The sequence below is a fragment of the Corynebacterium confusum genome, assembly GCF_030408715.1.
GTDB lineage: Bacteria > Actinomycetota > Actinomycetes > Mycobacteriales > Mycobacteriaceae > Corynebacterium > Corynebacterium confusum.
On record NZ_CP047202.1, the window covers coordinates 994666 to 1011302 of the forward strand.

The window sequence follows — 16637 nt, forward strand, 5'->3', positions numbered from 1 at the left end:
GCCGCGGCGCGCACCGAAGGTAAACAAGGGGTAAATAGTACTAATTTCCGCTGCGTAGTTTCCTTCGTGCGGATAGGTTGGAGGTCGTGAGAAGCCAGCCTAACGTCCTTGCCATCGTTCTTGCCGGCGGAGAGGGCAAACGCCTCTTTCCGCTGACGGAAGACCGCGCCAAACCCGCCGTGCCCTTCGGCGGTTCCTACCGTCTCATCGATTTCGTCTTGTCTAATCTAGTCAACGCCCGCTTCCTCAAAATCGCGGTGCTGACCCAGTACAAGTCGCACTCGCTCGACCGCCACATCTCCCAGGCCTGGAACCTGTCTGGGCCCACGCCGCAATACATCGCCTCCGTGCCGGCCCAGCAGCGGCGCGGCAAGCGCTGGTACAACGGCTCGGCCGACGCCATCGTCCAGTCGCTGAACCTCATCCACGACGAGAAGCCGGACTACGTCATCGTCTTCGGCGCCGACCACGTCTACCGCATGGATCCAGCTCAGATGGTCGACGAGCACATCGCGACCGGCCTGGACTGCTCCGTCGCAGGCATCCGCGTGCCCCGCTCCGAGGCCAGCGCCTTCGGTTGCATCCAGGCCGACGGCATGGGCACTATCACCGAGTTCGTCGAGAAGCCGGCCGATCCGCCGTCTACCCCCGACGACCCGACGCAGACGTATGCTTCCATGGGCAACTACGTCTTCACCGCCCAGGCACTTATCGATGCCCTTTTGTCCGATGAGGACGACTCCGAATCCGCGCACGACATGGGCGGCAACATCATCCCGTACTTCGTGGAGCGCGGCCAGGCCCACGTCTACGACTTCATGTCCAACCAGGTGCCCGGCTCCACCGAGCGCGACCACGGCTACTGGCGCGACGTGGGGACCATCGACTCCTTCTACGAGGCGCACATGGATCTCATCTCCGTGCACCCCATCTTCAACCTCTACAACCGGAACTGGCCCATCCACTCGACGGATGATTCCAACTTCCCGCCGGCGAAGTTCGTGCAAAACGGCATCGCGCAGTCGTCGATGGTGGCCCCGGGCTGCATCATCTCCGGCGGCACGGTGCGCAACTCGGTGCTGGCTTCTGACGTGCACGTCGCCGACGGCGCGACCGTCGAGGGCTCCGTGCTGCTGCCGGGCGTGCGCGTTGGCCGCGGGGCCGTGGTGCGCCGGGCCATCCTGGACAAAAACGTCGAGGTAGGCGAGGGTGCCATCGTCGGCGTCGACCCCGAGCGCGACGCCGAGCGCTTTCAGATTTCGGCCGGCGGCGTGGTCGTCGTCGGCAAGAACCAGCGCGTCTAGAGCTTCGTTACGAGCGTGACGCCGCCGCCCAGCGGCAGGCGGGTGACCACGGCGCCCTCGAGCTCGCGGATGGCGGCGTCGGCCTGGCGGGCGGACTGGGTGGCGCGATCCGTGCGCGAGCTATCGCCCAGGGTCCCGTCCAGCAGGGCATTCGGCAGGACCAGGGTGCCGTGCGGGGACAGGAGGGGCCAGGCGGCATCGACCAGCGCGGGCAGATCCAGGCTGTGCACGTCGGCGTAGATTACCTGGTAGGACTCGCTGGCCAGGCGGCTCATCACGTCCAGCGGGCGGGACGGTAGGTAGCGCACGCGGCTTGGCGGGTAGCCGGCCTCGCGGAAGGAGGCCTTGGCCGCGGCTTGGTGCTCGGCCTCCGGGTCGATGCAGGTCAGCGAGCCCGACTCGGAAAGGCCCTCCAAAACGTAGAGGCCGACGACCGCCGCGGCCGGCGAAATGACAATTGCTTGGGCCTTCGGCGTGGCCGCATGCCCCGTGGAGGCGGCGGCGAGGGTGCTAATCAGCTGGCCCAACGGCTCGTCCGGCAGCGGCAGGGAATACTCCTGCGCGTGGTCGCGGGCGTGCGCGAGCGCCTCCGAGGGCGCGGAAGTCGAGCCAATATAGGATTGCAGTGCGTCAAAAGCCGTAGTAGTCACAGCCTTTAGTCTAGGCATAACGCCCCGCTTAAGTGGGGATAACGCCCCGAGTCGTGGGTGGCAAAACGGTTAACAGTAAATGTACAGCCCACCGTCTGGAGTTTGGAAGAAAGATGTAGCACAATACTTGTTATGGCAAAAGACTCTTCCTCGTCGAACACTGCCCCCGTGAGCACCGCTGCTTTCGATGCCGGGCAGGCAGCCATGCCGTCCTGGGCCGACCTGGTGGCCGAGCACGCCGACAGCGTCTACCGCCTAGCCTACCGCCTGTCCGGTAACCAACACGACGCGGAGGATCTGACCCAAGAGACCTTCATGCGCGTGTTTAGGTCCCTGCACAACTACCAACCCGGCACCTTCGAGGGCTGGCTGCACCGGATTACCACCAACCTTTTTCTGGACATGGTGCGCCACCGCGCGAAGATCCGCATGGAGGCCCTGCCCGAGGACTACGACCGCGTGCCGGGCAACGACATGACGCCCGAGCAGGCCTACACCGTGGCCAACCTGGACCCGGCCCTGCAAGCCGCGCTGGACTCGCTGAGCCCTGAGTTCCGCGTCGTTGTCGTGCTCTGCGACGTCGTGGGCATGAGCTACGACGAAATCGCCGAAACCCTGGGCGTCAAGATGGGCACCGTGCGCTCACGCATCCACCGCGGCCGGTCCCAGCTGCGTGCGGCGATCGAGTCCGCCGCGGCTAACGATGCCGACGCTCGCCTCCTGCTTCCCACCAAGTCCTAGGAAAATTCCTTAGGCTGTTGATAGGACTAGTACTTCGGGGCTGAAAGGAGGCCAAAGCTGTGCACCCGCATGTTTCGCGCTTTTCTTCGCTGGGCTCGGCTGGAGCTGCCGGCTCGGCTGGCTCGGCCGGTTCAGCTGGGATTGCGCGGGCCCGCAAGATCCGGGATAAGGCCAAGGCGCGGGCGCGCCGCATGGACACCATCGGGCACTTGGGTCCCGAGGCGGTCGTAGCCTTCGTCGACGGCGAGATGGAGCGCAAGGCCGTCCACCGCGTGCGCGTGCACCTAGTCCACTGCGCCGAGTGCCGCCGCGAGGTCCACGTGCAGCGCGGCGCCTCGGAATGGGTGCGCATGTGCAACATCGACCACCAGGTGCGCGCGCCGCATTCGCTGGTGGATAAGCTGACCAGCATTGCGAGCTCCGCGGTAGGCCCCGGCCCGGACGCCTCCACTCCGACCTACCATCCGGAACAGGATCTGCTCGATCGGTTGGAGATGATGGTGCGGGCGATTAGGCACAACCAGGGCCGCGGAGAGAGACTAGAGTAAGTCACGTGTTTTCGAATTTAGGCGTTACCGAGATCGTGGTGATCGTGCTGATCGCCGTCGTCGTCATCGGGCCGGAGCGGCTGCCCGGCGTGCTCCAGGACGTGCGCGCCGCGATCTTCGCCGCGCGGCGGGCCATCAACAACGCCAAGGCCGAGCTCAACGGTGAGGTGGGGGAGTTCTCCAAGGAGTTCGACGACCTGCGCGGACCGCTCAACCAGGCCATGGAGTGGGGACGGCTCGGGCCCCGCGGCGTGCTGACCAAGGCGCTTTTCGACGGCGACGACAGCGCCTGGGACGACTTCAACCCGAAGAAATTCTTAGACGAGCCGGCCGCGAAGGTCGAGCAGCGCGAGGAAAGCTACAGCCCGTACACCGACCAGCCGCGCGAGACCAACACCGCGGCGGCCGCGCAGGGCTTCGACTATTCGCAGATTTATGCTGCCGATGCCACCCCCGCGCCGCAGACTGAAACGCCGCAGGCTGAGCCACGACAGGCGGAGTCGCGGCCGGCGGAGCAGCGTCGCGAGGAGCCCCGCCCCGACCAGCCGTCGGGCTTTAGCTGGTCGGATATCAGCTAGCGCTTAGTGGCGAGTAACGCCCAGGCCGAGCGGCTTGCCGGCCAGGGAATCCTTGCGCACCGCGATCTTGTCCGCGATGGCGGCAACGGCCTGTGCTGCGGCCGAGTCCGGGGCCTGCTCGAGGATGGGAACGCCGGCATCGCCGCCGGTGCGCAGCGCCGGATCCAGCGGGATCTGACCCAGCAGCGGGACCTCGTGGCCCAAAAGGGTGCTCAGCCGGTCGGCGACGATCTGGCCGCCGCCGCTGCCGAAGATATCCATCGTGGTACCGTCCGGCATGACCATCGCGCCCATGTTCTCGATGACGCCGGCCACGCGCTGGCGCGTCTGCTGGGAGATGGAGCCGGCGCGCTCGGCGACCTCCGCGGCCGCGGCCTGCGGGGTGGTGACGATAAGCAGCTCGGCGTTGGGGATTAGCTGAGCTACCGAGAGCGCGACATCGCCGGTGCCGGGCGGGAGATCCAGCAGCAGCACGTCCAGATCGCCCCAGAAGACGTCGACCAAGAACTGCTGGAGGGCGCGGTGGAGCATCGGCCCGCGCCAGACGACGGGCGCGTTGCCCTCGACGAACTGCCCGATGGAGATGTGCTTAATATCGTGCGCGATGGGCGGTAGCAGCATCTCCTCGTCCAGTACGGTGGGGCCCGCGGTGGAGCCCAGCAGACCGGGGACGGAGTGGCCGTAGATGTCGGCATCGATAATGCCTACCTTGAGGCCCTTGCGCTGCAGGGCGGAGGCCAGGTTGACGGTAACCGAGGACTTGCCCACGCCGCCCTTGCCCGAGGCCACCGCGAAGACGCGGGTGGTCGAATCGGGCTTCGCGAACGGGATCTCCGGCTCGGCCTTGCCGCCGCGGAGCTTCTTTTTAAGCTCGAGGCGCTGCTCGTCGTTCATCGCATCCAGCGTCACGGTGACATCGCCGACGCCCTCGATGTCCTCTAACGCCGCCTGGGTGTTGGACTGGATAGTGTTTTTCATCGGGCAGCCGGCGATGGTCAGGTAGATTTCCACGGCGACGTCGTTGCCGTCGATGGCAATGGACTTGACCATGTCGAGTTCAGTAATCGGGCGCCCGATTTCGGGATCCTCTACGCGGGAGAGCGCGCTGCGGACAGCGGATTCGGTTAGTGTACTAGTCATATCATGAACCATCGTAGTAACCGGGCGGGGAAAAATACACGTCGGGGCACGCGGTGTAAGATGACAGGGGAATTTCAACGTTTGGAGGAGACTCGATGCGTGTGCAAGCCGGTGCCGCCTGCCTCGTCGCCGCGGCGGTGGCCTTGAGCAAGTGCGCGGAGGCCGAACCCGGCAGCTCCGCCGACCCGCGGGAGGAGGCGGACATCCGCATCCTGGTGGATTCGCAGGACACGGAGGGCCAGGTCGTCGCCGAGATCTTCAAGCAAGCCTTCGCCCGCAACGATCGTAACGCCGAGCTGGTCGTCGAAGACAACACGGCCGGTTCCTCGCTGGTGGAAAAGATGGGCGAGGAAGGCAATTTCTGGGCTGCCTGCACCGGCGATGCCCTCTACGCCCTCGACCCCGACCGCGCCCGGGAGATGGAGCAGGACTTCACCGCCGGCGAGGCCGGCCGGGACGAGGACCGCAACGGGCAAACGCACATCGCGATGATGGAATCGCTACCCACCACGCTGACCACCGTCGACCCGTCCACCGCGCAGGGCTGCAGCGCGAGCCCCGCCAGCGAGCTGCCCCAGAACTACAGCCCCATCTTCACGAAAGGCCTTTTGGACCGGGAGGAAAAAGAGATGCTGGGCTCGTTGTCGAAGTTCCTCATCGAGCAGGACATCGACGAGCTCGTCGAGGAGATCGAGTCCGGCGGCGACGACATCGAGAAGATCGTTTCCCGCTGGAGCCAGAACAGCGTCCCCGAAGGCGAATTGGACGCCAACAGCGACTCGGATTCCACCGAGGAGTAGTGTGCCGGTAGATAGCGCCCCGGCCTGTGGATAACTCCGCGGTCTATGCGCCCGCAAGCAGGATGACGCCTGGCGCTGATAGAAAACCCGGTCTGCGCCTGGCCGGACTGCCTGGTCGGCGGCGAAGAGTGTCAGATACACCACCTGAGAGCCTGGGAGCGGGGAGGGCCGACCAACATGGACAACCTGGTGACCTTGTGCCCGCACCACAACGGCGCGAACGATGACTCGGGACGCGGCGGGCCGGCATCGCGGGGCAGGATGGCCCGGGTGCGTGGAAAGGCGGTGTGGATACCGCCCCGGTAGGCCCGCCGAGAAACTAAAAAACGACCCGCCGCCTCCCTAGTTGAGGGAGGGGCAGCGGGCCGGCTAGTTGGCGTGCCTAGAGCGCGGTCTAGACGTCGAAGGCCTCATCGAGCAGGTTCTTCTGCTCGAGCTGGTGGACCTTGGACACGCCGGTGGCAGTCGAGGACTGCGCGCGGCGGGAAACGCGGACCAGTTCCGGCATGTCCGGAATCAGCTCGCGCAGGTGCTCGTTGTAGAACGGCCACGGGCCCTGGTTGGCCGGCTCGTCCTGGACGAAGCGCACCTGGGTGGCGTTCGGATAGGACTCGAAGGCCTCACGCAGGCGGTTGAACGGGATCGGGTGCAGCATCTCGACGCGCACGATGGCGATGTCGTCGCGGCCGTCCTTCTCCCGCTTCTTCTCCAGGTCGTAATAGATCTTGCCGGAGCAGAGCATGATGGTCTTGACCTTGTCTGGGTCGCCGACGAGCTTGCCGTTGTGATCCACCTGGTTCGGGTCGTTGATGACCGAGCGGAAGGAGGTCACCTCGGTGAAGTCCTCCACGGCCGAGGTCGCCTGCTTGTTACGCAGCATGGACTTCGGGGTGAAAACGACCAGCGGACGCTTCATCGTGCCGAGCGCCTGGCGGCGCAGCAGGTGGAAGTGGTTGGCCGGGGTGGTCGGCTGGGCCACGGTCATCGAGCCCTCGGCGCACAGCTGCAGGTAGCGCTCGATACGGGCGGAGGAGTGGTCCGGGCCCTGGCCCTCGTAGCCGTGCGGCAGCAGCAGCACGAGCGAGGAGGTCTGGCCCCACTTGGCCTCGCCGGAGGCGACGTACTCATCGATGATGGTCTGTGCACCGTTGGCGAAGTCGCCGAACTGTGCCTCCCAGGCCACCAGGGCGTCCTGGTTGCCCAGGGAGTAGCCGTACTCGAAGCCCATGCCGGCGAACTCGGTCAGGGCGGAGTTGTAGATGAGGAACTTGCCGCCGTTGCCCTTGGCGTCGGCCAGTTGGTTGAGCGGGTTGTACTCCTCGCCGGTCTCCGGGTCGAACAGGACCGCGTGGCGCTGGGTGAAGGTACCGCGGCGGGTATCTTCACCGGCGATGCGGATGACCTTGCCGGAGTTAGCCAGCGAGCCGAAGGCGAGCAGCTCGCCCCAGCCCCAGTCGATGCCGCCTTCCTGAGCGGTCTTGGCGCGTTCCTTGGCCACCTTGGACACGCGCTTGTGCAGGTCGAAGCCCTCCGGCGGGTTGACGAAAGCCTGGCCCAGCTCGTTCATCTCCTCGGCGGTGATGGAGGTGTCCAGACCGCGGGTCAGCTCCTGGGAGGAGGTGATGCCGGTCTGCTCCTGCGGGCCGGTCTTTTCGGCTTCCTTGACCTCGGTGAACACGGACTCCATCTGGTCGTGGAAGTCGCGGGCTGCGGCCTCGGCATCCTCCGCGGAGAGGTCGCCACGGCCGATCAGGTCCTCGGTGTAGGACTCGCGCACGCCCTTGTGGTCGTTGATGAGGTCGTAGAGGACCGGCTGGGTCATCGACGGGTCGTCGGCCTCGTTGTGGCCGCGCAGGCGGTAGCACAGCAGGTCGATGAAGACGTCCTTGCCGAACTGGCGGCGGTACTCGGTAGCCAGCTGGCCGACCCAGACGACGGCCTCCGGGTCGTCGCCGTTGACGTGGAAGACCGGGCAGTCGAAGCCCTTGGCCAGGTCGGTGGCGTAGTGGGTCGAGCGGCCGGAATCCGGGGTGGTGGTGAAACCGATCTGGTTGTTGACCACGATGTGGATGGTGCCGCCGACGGTGTAGCCGCGCAGATTGGACAGGTTGATGGTCTCCTGGACGACGCCCAGGCCGGTGAAGGAGGCATCGCCGTGCAGCATCAGCGGGACGACGGAGTAGCCCTCGTCGCCTTGGTCGATGATGTCCTGCTTGGCGCGGGCCATGCCGACCAGTACCGGGTCGACGGCCTCCAGGTGGGACGGGTTGGCGGTCAGGGAGACCTTAATCTCGCCGTCGCCGAACATCTGGAGGTGCTCGCCGCTGGCGCCCAGGTGGTACTTGACGTCACCGGAGCCGCCCAGCTGGCCGCCGCGGTAGTTTCCATCGAACTCTTCGAAGAGCTCGGCCAGTGGCTTGCCCACGATGTTGAACAGGACGTTCAGGCGGCCGCGGTGCGGCATGCCGATGACGACCTCGTCCAAGCCCTGCCCGGCGGCGGTGTCGATGATGGAGTCCATCAGCGGGATGAGGGACTCGGCGCCCTCCAGGGAGAAGCGCTTCTGGCCGACGTACTTGGTCTGCAGGAAGTTCTCGAAAGCCTCGGCGGCGTTGACCTTCTGCAGGATGTACTTCTGCTCGGCGTTGGTCGGCTTGGGCATGCCGTCCTCGAGGCGATCTTGCAGCCAGCTGCGCTCGTCGCGGTCGAGGATGTGGGCGTATTCGGAGCCGACCTTCAGGGTGTAGGCCGAACGCAGGCGGGACAGGACCTCGCGTAGCGTCATGGACTCCTTGCCGCCGAAGCCGCCGACGTTGAAGGTGCGGTCCAGATCCCAGATGGTCAGGCCGTGGGTGGACATGTCCAGGTCACGGTGATCCGGCGACGGCAGGCCCGGCTGGTGCCAGCCCAGCGGGTTGACGTCGGCCAGCAGGTGGCCGCGGGAGCGGTAGGCCTCGATGAGTTGCATGACGCGGGTGTTCTTGTCCACGCCGGAGTTCGGGACGTCCTGGGCCCAGCGGAACGGCTGGTAGGGAACGCCCATCTCGGCGAAGAGCTCGTCCCAGAACTTGTCGTCGACCAGCAGCTGGCCGATGGTGCGCAGGAACTCGCCGGACTCGGCGCCCTGGATGACGCGGTGGTCGTAGGTGGAGGTCAGGGTGACCAGGCGGCCCACGCCCAGGTCCGCCAGGCGGTCGGCGGAAGCGCCGGCGAACTCGGCCGGGTAGTCCATGGAGCCCACGCCGATGATGGAGCCGGAGCCCTTGGTCAGGCGGGCGATGGAGTGACGCGTGCCGATGCCGCCCGGGTTAGTCAGGTTGATGGTCACGCCGGAGAAGTCGTCCATCGTCAGCTTGCCGTTGCGGGAACGGGTGACGATGTCCTCGTAGGCGTCGACGAACTCGGAAAAGCCCTTGTTTTCACATTCCTTGATGGCGGCGACGACCAACGCGCGGGAGCCATCCTTTTGCGGCAGGTCGATGGCCAGGCCCAAGTTGATGTGCTCAGGCTGGACGACGGTCGGCTTGCCGTCGGAGACCTCGTAGCGCACGTTCATGGCCGGGTGAATCTGGGTGGCCTTAACCAGGGCGTAGCCGATGATGTGCGTAAAGGAGATCTTGCCACCGCGGGTGCGCTTGAGGTGATCGTTGATCATGGAGCGGTTTTCCCACATGAGCTTGACCGGCATGTCGCGCACGGTGGTTGCGGTCGGGATCTCCAACGACTCGTCCATGTTCTTGGCGATGGCCTTGAAGGTACCCTTCAGCGGCTTCTGGCCCGGTTCGGGGGTAGCGCCGATGCGATCCAGGGGTGAAGTCGGGGCCTTTTCCTTAGCCGGAGTGTTGGCCTTGGCGGATTCCTTCTGCGCCTTCTTTACACCCTTGGAGACCTCAGTCTCGCGGACGTTCTGCTTGGTCTTGGCAGTCGTGCCTTCAGATTCCTTGGCTGCCTTCGCCGGCTTGTCCTTCTTCGGCTGGGTCGACCCAGATTTGCCAGCGTCAGCCGACTTTTTAGGGGCGCCGTTGGCCTCGAAAAACTCCCGCCATTCCTTATCTACGGAGGATGGATCTTGGGAATACTGCTGGAACTGTTCGTCAATCAGCCACGCGTTCGGGCCGAATATATTCGACTTGCTCACGGCAGGTGCTCGCCTCTTTTCCTTTAGCTTTGTCGGGTAGTCACATCAACTTTAGTGGTAAACATCCACGGCGGGGGTAATGCCCCCAGCAAAGTGGTCCGCTCCCAATGATACGGGGCGAAACCGTGCTGACAATCTTGTTTCCTAATTGGTGATCGCGGGCAGCGGATCGAGGTTGGCGCGCGCGTGATCGATGACCTGTCGAGCCAGCTTGCGGTTGGCCACCGAGCCCAAAACCGCGCCGATTCCCAGCGGCATCAGCTTGGAGACCCACGCCCACTTGAAACGCTTGGTGATCTGCTTGGCAAAGAGCTTGCCCAGGCGCGCGTTCATCCCGGACAGGGTAGGGGCGGAAAAACGCGTCAGCGATGCCGCGCTCGACAGGCTCGCGCCTTGGCCCAGGTCCCCGACGATGGTGTCGACGAGGGCCGAGCCCTTGGAACCGGTCAGCACCAACAGCACGAGCGCGCGGCGCTGCTCCTCGTTGCTGACATCGATGCCCCGCAGGTGCGCGGAGGCCAGGATGTACCAGGCGGCGGCCTCTAAGAAAACGAGCGAGTCCGCCCCGATGGCGGCCGCGCCGGTGAAAAAGCCGACGCCCGGGACGGAGGCGGCCGCACCGGCCCCGGCGCCCGTGCCCGTGGTGATGTTGCGGAAGTGCTTGTCGACAATCGCCTGAATCTGTTCCGGCGTGGCGTTCGGGTTGCGCTTTCTGACCGACTCGACGTATTTGACGATGGTGCCGGCCTGGATCTCGACGGCCTTATCTAAAGACTTGAGCAGCGTGGCCGTCCACTTGTCGGCGTTGTCTGGGTCAATGTCGTAGCGCTCCAGATTGTCCGCGGCCTCTTCCGGGGTGACGGTGGCTACCGCGGCGTTGTCTTCTTTGTCTTTCTTACCAATTCCAAACACGTTTCGTCCCTCCGATAAATAGATTTTATACCACTCTAGGGGAAAGTGTGGTGGGGCATCGTCAAGCGTGCGCAAGGTTGCGCAAACCCGACGCGAGCTTACTACGCTGGAATCCATGGGGCCCTGGGACGAGGAGTGGGAAGAAGAATCAGTCGCTGCCGCACGCCGGCGAGCGGCGGCCGCCCATGCCCGCGCCGCCGCAGCCCAGGCGGCCGCCCACGCGCACCCCGGGGACGGGCTGACCATCCGGACCACGGCCGGGTGGGTCCACGGCAAGCGCGAGCACGACGACGAAGGCCTCGACGTCAACTCCTGGAAGGGCATTCCCTTCGGCAAAGACACCGCGCACACCGGACGGTTTTGCGCCCCCGAGCCGGTGGAGGCCTGGGAGGGCGTGCGCGAATGCCGGGACTTCGGCCAGGTGGCGCCGCAACCGACCTATTCCTGGACCGAGCGGGTCATTGGCAGCGAGGACTGCCTGAACCTGGACGTGGTGCGGCCCACGGGCACGCGGCGCCTGCCGGTGGTGGTCTACCTGCACGGCGGGTCCTTCATCATGGGCTCGTCGCACATGCTTATGTTGCGCGGTTTCCACCTGGCGCAGTCGATGAACGTCGTCTACGTCTCCATCAACTTCCGGCTCGGCGCACTGGGCTACCTGGACCTGCGCAGCCTGCCGGGCGAGTGCGTGGCCAATCCGGCGGTGCTGGATCAGCTGCTGGCGCTGGAATGGGTGCGGGATAATATCGCCCAATTCGGCGGGGATCCGGACAACATCACGCTGATGGGCGAGTCGGCCGGGGCGGCCGCGGTGCTTACCCTCATGACGAGTCCGGCGGCGCAGGGGCTTTTCCACAAGGCCATCGCCCAGTCGCCGCCCATCGGGCTGATTCACTCCCGCGCGCAGTCGACCCTGTGGGCGCGCGAGCTGGTCATGCGTTTGGCCTTGCCGCGGGGAAGTGGCATCGAGGAGCTGCGCGCGGAGGAGTGGCCGGACCTGGTGCGAGCCGGGCAGTCGATGATGTGGCGCGCCGGGGAATTGCTGCACCTTAATTCCTGCTACGCGCCCACGCTCGACGACGACGTTTTGCCCGTGCACCCGTTGGAGGCCTTCGAGAAGGGCCGACAAGCGGGGGTTCCGCTGCTGGTGGGGACCAACTCGGGCGAGACCAGCTTCGCGAAGTACCTGTTCCAGCGGGAGGACTCCCGCGCCCGGGCCGGGCTGCGGCTGTTGCGCTCTTTCGACGAACACAACGCCGAGCAGGTCGTGGACGCCTACGGGCGGGCCGAGGGCCGGCGCGATTTCGCCGACCTGCTTTCCGATGCCCTTTTCTGGGCGCCCACCGTCCGCGCCGCCAGTGCCCACGCCCAGCGCTACCCGACGTGGATGTACCGCTTCGACTACACGCCGATGGCGCTGCGCTGGCTGGGGCTCGGCGCGGTGCACTCGCTGGAGCTGGCCAACGTCTTCGGGGATCCGAATTCTTCGCGGATGTCACTGGTGACCAAGCTGGGCAACGGGGACGCGGGGGAGTCGATGACCCAGCTGATGCAGGACCACTGGGCGCGGTTCATCTGGGAGTCGGAGCCCGCACCCAGCTGGCCGCGCTACCGGGTGGACCGCGCGGAAGGCTCCGAGCTGCGCGCGACCCAGGTTTTCGACATTCCGCCGCGCGTGGACCACGATCCCAAGGCAGAGCAGCGCCGCGCGTGGGAGGACTATTCCATGCTGGAGTGGGGTGCGGGCCGCCCAGAGCTTCTGACGGAACTGGGTTTCATCACGAGCGAGCCCGATTAGCGGTAGGCTAGGACCGGTGCACCACTGCCTAAACACAAGGACGGATTGCTGAACATGAGCTTTTTCGAAGATATCGCAATTGCCTTGGACGCCGAAGGAATTGAATCCCGGGTCAACGACGACGTCTTATTCGTCCCGATTACCGCGGAGCTGGAAATCCAGTTCGTGGAGATCGACCCGCTGCTGCCCGCTGCCAACGTCTACATCGCTGCCGCGGACGTGGACGAGGATGACGAGAACTTCGAGGCAGTGCTGGTCTCGGTGGCGTTTTCCGTCGAGGACGCGACCGAGGCGGTCGCCCGCCACATCGCCACCGACCAAGTGGTCACGGTCCTGCGGGACCTCATCGAGGGCACCGACGAGCGGATTTCCGACCTGGAATTCGAGCAGGACTCCTTCAACCCGAACCTGGTCGTCGCCGAGGTGGGCGAGGACTCCGAGCTCCGTGTGCTCGTCGAGACCGTAGACGGAATCCCGCAGGCGATCGTGCGTTTCCTGGCCTTCGACTTCGACGAGGACGAGCTCGACGCCGCCGAGGACGAGGCCATCTCGGAGGCCTGGGACCAGGGCGAAGCCGAGGGCATCGTGGAAGAAGACCGGATCGCGCTCTTCGAGAGCGGCGAGCTGGCCGAAGGCGCGCCGATCATCGAGGTCCCGGCCGAGGCCCTGGAACTGGGGACCTACACGGATTTTGACCGCCTCTTTGACGTGCTGGGCTTGGTTTCCGAGCAGGCGCTTGACTGGGAGGCCCAGCTGGTCTCCTTTGACGCGGGCGAATTCGATGAGCCGGATGTCTACGACATCTTCGGCGAAGACGTCGACGATGCCGACTTCGCCGACTACTAGGACACCACCGGCGAAGACTAATGGCCTGCCGGAAGGTTGTCGTCGGTGTGGCCACCGCGTTGCTCATCGCCGTGTAGGCCGCCGGCATTGTCCACCCCGCCAGCCTGCTGGCGGAGGGGATTTGCGCGTCCGCCCCGGCGCTACTGATGTGGCTGGGGCACCGGCACACCTGGCGTTCGCCTCCGTGGGCGCGCTAACCGGACGCTCACCCATCGGCCGGTTAGGCGGCCTGGTCGAAGCCGGCGAACAGTGAGATGGGGGAGTGGACCGGGCGGAAGTCGCGGTCGACCAGCCAGATGAAGGTGTGGGCGGTGCCGGAGCTGAGCTCGTGGACGGCATCGATAAGCTCTTTGTCGATGACAGCGCGGACCCAGGCCTCCGGGGTGGTGCTGTCGACGAAGTCGCCGCCGGCGTGGGTAAAGCGGAGGGAGACCACGTAGGCGGGCTCGCGCTCGGCGCCGTAGCCCTTCGCCCGGGCCTTGGCGCGGGGGCCGACGCGGTGGCGCGTGATCGCCACGTTGAGCCCGGGGCTGCCGGCCACCGGTGGCAGGGAGACCGACGGTGGACGCCAGTTCGCTAACGGGCGGGCCAGGGAGCGCGGGTGGCGCATGATGCTGGTTACCGCCCGGGCATCCTCCCAGGCGGTGAACTGGATTTCGGAGGCCAAGCGGCTAGGCGAGACGGTCGAGGCGGCGGTGGGCTGGGGGCGGTAGTTCGTGTTCTTCATGCCGCAAACGTTAGCGGCCCCCGGGGACACAGCCATACAGAAAATAGAACTCGTGTTCGAATTAGGCTGGCGGATTTGGGGCCACCGGCTAAGCTAGGGATTTACCATGTCAGATACCGCGTCAGATTCCCCGCAGTCCAGCCCAGTCACCCCGGCCATCCCCAGGCAGATCTGGGTGCTGGTGGCCGCTGCTTTCATTATCGCGCTGGGCTACGGACTGATCGCGCCGCTGCTGCCGCAGTTCGTGGTGAGCTTCGACGTCTCGATGGCCGCGGCGGGCTTGGTCGTGTCCATCTTTTCTGCCTCCCGGCTCCTCTTCGCCCCGGCCTCGGGCTACCTGATTAACCGGATAGGCTCCCGGCGGATCTACCTGACGGGCCTTCTGACCGTGGCGGTGATGACGGGCTTGGTCTCGCTGGCCCAGGTCTATTGGCACATCATCGCGCTGCGCTTTCTGGCTGGGATTGGCTCGACGATGTTCACGGTCTCGGCCATGGGGCTCATCGTCAGCCTGTCTCCGGCGCAGATCCGTGGCCGGTGCTCGGCGTTGTATGGGACCGCGTTCCTGCTGGGTAATATCGCCGGGCCGCTTTTGGGCGCCGGGCTGGCGTTCCTGGGCTTCCGCTGGCCGTTTTTCATCTACGGCCTAGGCGTGGCGCTGGCCGCCGGGGTGGTCTGGTGGCTGATGCCGCGCTCGGCGGGAGGGGCCACCTCGAAGTCCAGACTGCCTCCGATGAAGCTTTCGCAGGCCTGGCAGGATACCGCCTTTCGGGCCGCGCTGACCTCCATATTCACCCACGGCTGGGTGAATATGGGGGTGCGTGTTTCGGTCATCCCGCTCTTTGCCGCGGCGGTTTTTGCCAATAGCTCCGCCGCCGCGGGCTACGCGCTGGCAGCGTTTGCCGCCGGTAACGCCGTGGTCCTGCAATTCTCCGGCCGTTCGGCAGATACCTTTGGCCGCCGCCCGATGATCCTGGTCGGACTGTGCGGATCGGCCGTTTTTACCTGGCTGCTGGGGCACGCGGACTCGCTGCCGCTGCTGATTGGCTTCTCGGTGCTCACCGGCGCCGCGGCCGGTTTCATCAACCCCGCCCAGCAGGCCACCCTGGCTGACATCATCGGATCCGAGCGCTCCGGCGGGCAGGTGCTCTCCAGCTTCCAGATGGCCATGGACCTTGGCTCAATTTTTGGGCCGGTCGTGGTGGGCGCGCTGGCGGATATCTACGGTTTCCAGACCGCGTTCGCGGTCAGTGGGGCGGTCGCGCTTGTGGGCGTTGTTGCGTGGACTTTTTCCCGCGAGCCGCTACCGTCCACCCCGGCCAAGCTGCGGGTTATCCCCCGCCTGATTGGGGGACCGCGGCGGCCGAGGAGGCATCGTTAGCCTAGGCGATGCCGTGCGGGACGATGACGGCGCGGCCGGATACCTCGCCAGCCTGCAGCTTGCGGTAGGCCTCTAGGCCCTCGCCGAGAGGGTAGGTGGTGTACATCGGCTCGAGGTAGCCGTCGCGGAAAAGCTCGACCAGCTCGTGCAGCTCGGGCAAGGTGCCCCAGTAGGTGGAGATGAGCTCGGTCTCCCGCGGCGAAGTCAGCCAGGCGAACTCATAAGGCGAGCCGTTGCCCAAGCCGACGACGGTCACGCGGCTGTCCGGCCCGACGGTGGCCATGGCCGTCGATACGGTCTGGCCCAGGCCGACGAAGTCGAAAGCGGCGTCGATGCCGCCGCCACCCGTGGCGGCCAGGATGTTGTCCACGACGTCGTCGTCGGAGGCGACGGTGACAGCGCCCAGACGCTCGGCCTCCTGCAGGGCGGATTTCTTGGTGTCGGTGGCGATGATGGTCGCGCTCGTCATGGCCTTAAGGATCTGGATGCCCATCAGGCCCAGCCCGCCCAGGCCGATGACGAGGACGTACTGGCCGCCCTGGTTGAGGGTCGGCAGGGCCTTCTTGATGGCGTGGTAGGGAGTCAGGCCGGCGTCGGCGAGGGCGGAGGCGGCGATGGGTTCGGCATCGCCCAGCGGGACCAGGTTGCGCGCCGGAACGGTGACGTACTCGGCCATGCCGCCGTCGCGGCCCAGGCCAATGCCGGCGGGCGTATTGGCGGCGCGGTTGCGGCACTGGAGCATATCTCCCCGCACGCACATGGAGCAGCGGCCGCACCCCAGCGGGCCGTAGACAAGGTAGGCGTCGCCCTTCTCGAAGCCCTCCACGGCGGAGCCGACCTCTTCGACCCAGCCGGTTACCTCGTGGCCAAGGGTGAATTCCCGGTGGTAGACGGTGGGGGAGGATTCGCCGAATTCGTCGAAGATGGCGACGTCGGAGTGGCAGGCGCCGGAGCCGGCGACCTTCAGCAGTACTTCGGTGGGGCCGGGAGTAGGGCGTTCGATGTCTTTGAACTCGGGGAAAGTGTGCAGGCCGACGTGGCGGATAGCCTTCATAGTGGTCATGTTCTTCTCCG

At 65.8% G+C, this 16637-nt stretch carries 15 protein-coding genes; 9 read left to right on the forward strand and 6 right to left on the reverse strand.

Going from position 1 to position 16637, the window contains the following annotated elements:
- The first annotated feature begins 86 nt into the window (after positions 1-86).
- Positions 87-1304 carry a glucose-1-phosphate adenylyltransferase gene (gene glgC, locus CCONF_RS04730; RefSeq protein WP_290225748.1) on the forward strand — a complete coding sequence of 406 codons (1218 nt, stop codon included), beginning with the start codon at positions 87-89 and terminating at the stop codon, positions 1302-1304.
- Here the strand turns inward: glgC and CCONF_RS04735 are convergent.
- A complete protein-coding gene (locus CCONF_RS04735; protein ID WP_290225750.1) occupies positions 1301-1954 on the reverse strand; it encodes an O-methyltransferase in 654 nt (217 codons plus the stop codon). The genes glgC and CCONF_RS04735 overlap by 4 nt on opposite strands.
- A 132-nt stretch (positions 1955-2086) precedes the next feature.
- On the opposite strand from CCONF_RS04735, the gene sigE reads away from it, so the two are divergent.
- The 3 genes from sigE to CCONF_RS04750 all read left to right on the forward strand — a co-directional run bounded on the left by sigE (position 2087) and on the right by CCONF_RS04750 (position 3821).
- The gene (sigE, locus tag CCONF_RS04740; RefSeq protein ID WP_070769410.1) at positions 2087-2695 is read left to right on the forward strand and encodes an RNA polymerase sigma factor SigE; all 609 of its coding nucleotides are present in this window, start codon (positions 2087-2089) and stop codon (positions 2693-2695) included.
- Between the two features lie 140 nt (positions 2696-2835).
- Positions 2836-3243, forward strand: a complete 408-nt coding sequence (locus tag CCONF_RS04745; RefSeq protein ID WP_290226263.1) for a zf-HC2 domain-containing protein — start codon at positions 2836-2838, stop codon at positions 3241-3243.
- Positions 3244-3248: 5 nt separating this feature from the next.
- Entirely contained in the window at positions 3249-3821 is a 573-nt protein-coding gene (locus CCONF_RS04750) for a twin-arginine translocase TatA/TatE family subunit (RefSeq protein ID WP_290225753.1), read from the forward strand.
- Between the two features lie 3 nt (positions 3822-3824).
- Here the strand turns inward: CCONF_RS04750 and CCONF_RS04755 are convergent, their stop codons facing one another.
- On the reverse strand, positions 3825-4961 hold the full coding sequence (locus CCONF_RS04755) for a P-loop NTPase (RefSeq protein ID WP_290225755.1): 1137 nt from the start codon (positions 4959-4961) through the stop codon (positions 3825-3827).
- Between the two features lie 95 nt (positions 4962-5056).
- Between CCONF_RS04755 and CCONF_RS04760 the strand changes: the two genes are divergently transcribed.
- Complete coding sequence (locus tag CCONF_RS04760; RefSeq protein ID WP_290225758.1) at positions 5057-5761, forward strand: hypothetical protein; 705 nt, start codon at positions 5057-5059, stop codon at positions 5759-5761.
- Positions 5762-5839: 78 nt separating this feature from the next.
- Positions 5840-6067, forward strand: coding sequence for an HNH endonuclease signature motif containing protein (locus CCONF_RS04765; RefSeq protein WP_290226265.1), 228 nt, complete (start codon positions 5840-5842; stop codon positions 6065-6067).
- 88 nt (positions 6068-6155) lie between these two features.
- On the opposite strand, the gene CCONF_RS04770 is transcribed toward CCONF_RS04765, so the two are convergent.
- Positions 6156-9899 carry a multifunctional oxoglutarate decarboxylase/oxoglutarate dehydrogenase thiamine pyrophosphate-binding subunit/dihydrolipoyllysine-residue succinyltransferase subunit gene (locus CCONF_RS04770; RefSeq protein ID WP_290225759.1) on the reverse strand — a complete coding sequence of 1248 codons (3744 nt, stop codon included), beginning with the start codon at positions 9897-9899 and terminating at the stop codon, positions 6156-6158.
- A 144-nt stretch (positions 9900-10043) separates the two neighbouring features.
- Positions 10044-10811: a hypothetical protein gene (locus tag CCONF_RS04775; protein WP_290225762.1), complete on the reverse strand. Its 768-nt coding sequence runs from the start codon at positions 10809-10811 to the stop codon at positions 10044-10046.
- A 115-nt stretch (positions 10812-10926) separates the two neighbouring features.
- Here CCONF_RS04775 and CCONF_RS04780 point away from each other — a divergent pair, with 115 nt between their 5' ends.
- Positions 10927-12609, forward strand: coding sequence for a carboxylesterase/lipase family protein (locus tag CCONF_RS04780; protein WP_290225764.1), 1683 nt, complete (start codon positions 10927-10929; stop codon positions 12607-12609).
- 54 nt (positions 12610-12663) lie between these two features.
- A complete protein-coding gene (locus CCONF_RS04785; protein WP_290225768.1) occupies positions 12664-13455 on the forward strand; it encodes a DNA primase in 792 nt (263 codons plus the stop codon).
- A 220-nt stretch (positions 13456-13675) separates the two neighbouring features.
- Here the strand turns inward: CCONF_RS04785 and CCONF_RS04790 are convergent, their stop codons facing one another.
- Positions 13676-14182, reverse strand: a complete 507-nt coding sequence (locus CCONF_RS04790; RefSeq protein ID WP_290225770.1) for a hypothetical protein — start codon at positions 14180-14182, stop codon at positions 13676-13678.
- 106 nt (positions 14183-14288) lie between these two features.
- On the opposite strand from CCONF_RS04790, the gene CCONF_RS04795 reads away from it, so the two are divergent.
- Complete coding sequence (locus tag CCONF_RS04795; RefSeq protein WP_290225771.1) at positions 14289-15563, forward strand: MFS transporter; 1275 nt, start codon at positions 14289-14291, stop codon at positions 15561-15563.
- 1 nt (position 15564) lies between these two features.
- Here the strand turns inward: CCONF_RS04795 and CCONF_RS04800 are convergent, their stop codons facing one another.
- Positions 15565-16626 (reverse strand): alcohol dehydrogenase catalytic domain-containing protein, encoded by a 1062-nt coding sequence (locus tag CCONF_RS04800; RefSeq protein ID WP_290225773.1) that lies wholly within the window; start codon positions 16624-16626, stop codon positions 15565-15567.
- Positions 16627-16637: the final 11 nt, after the last annotated feature.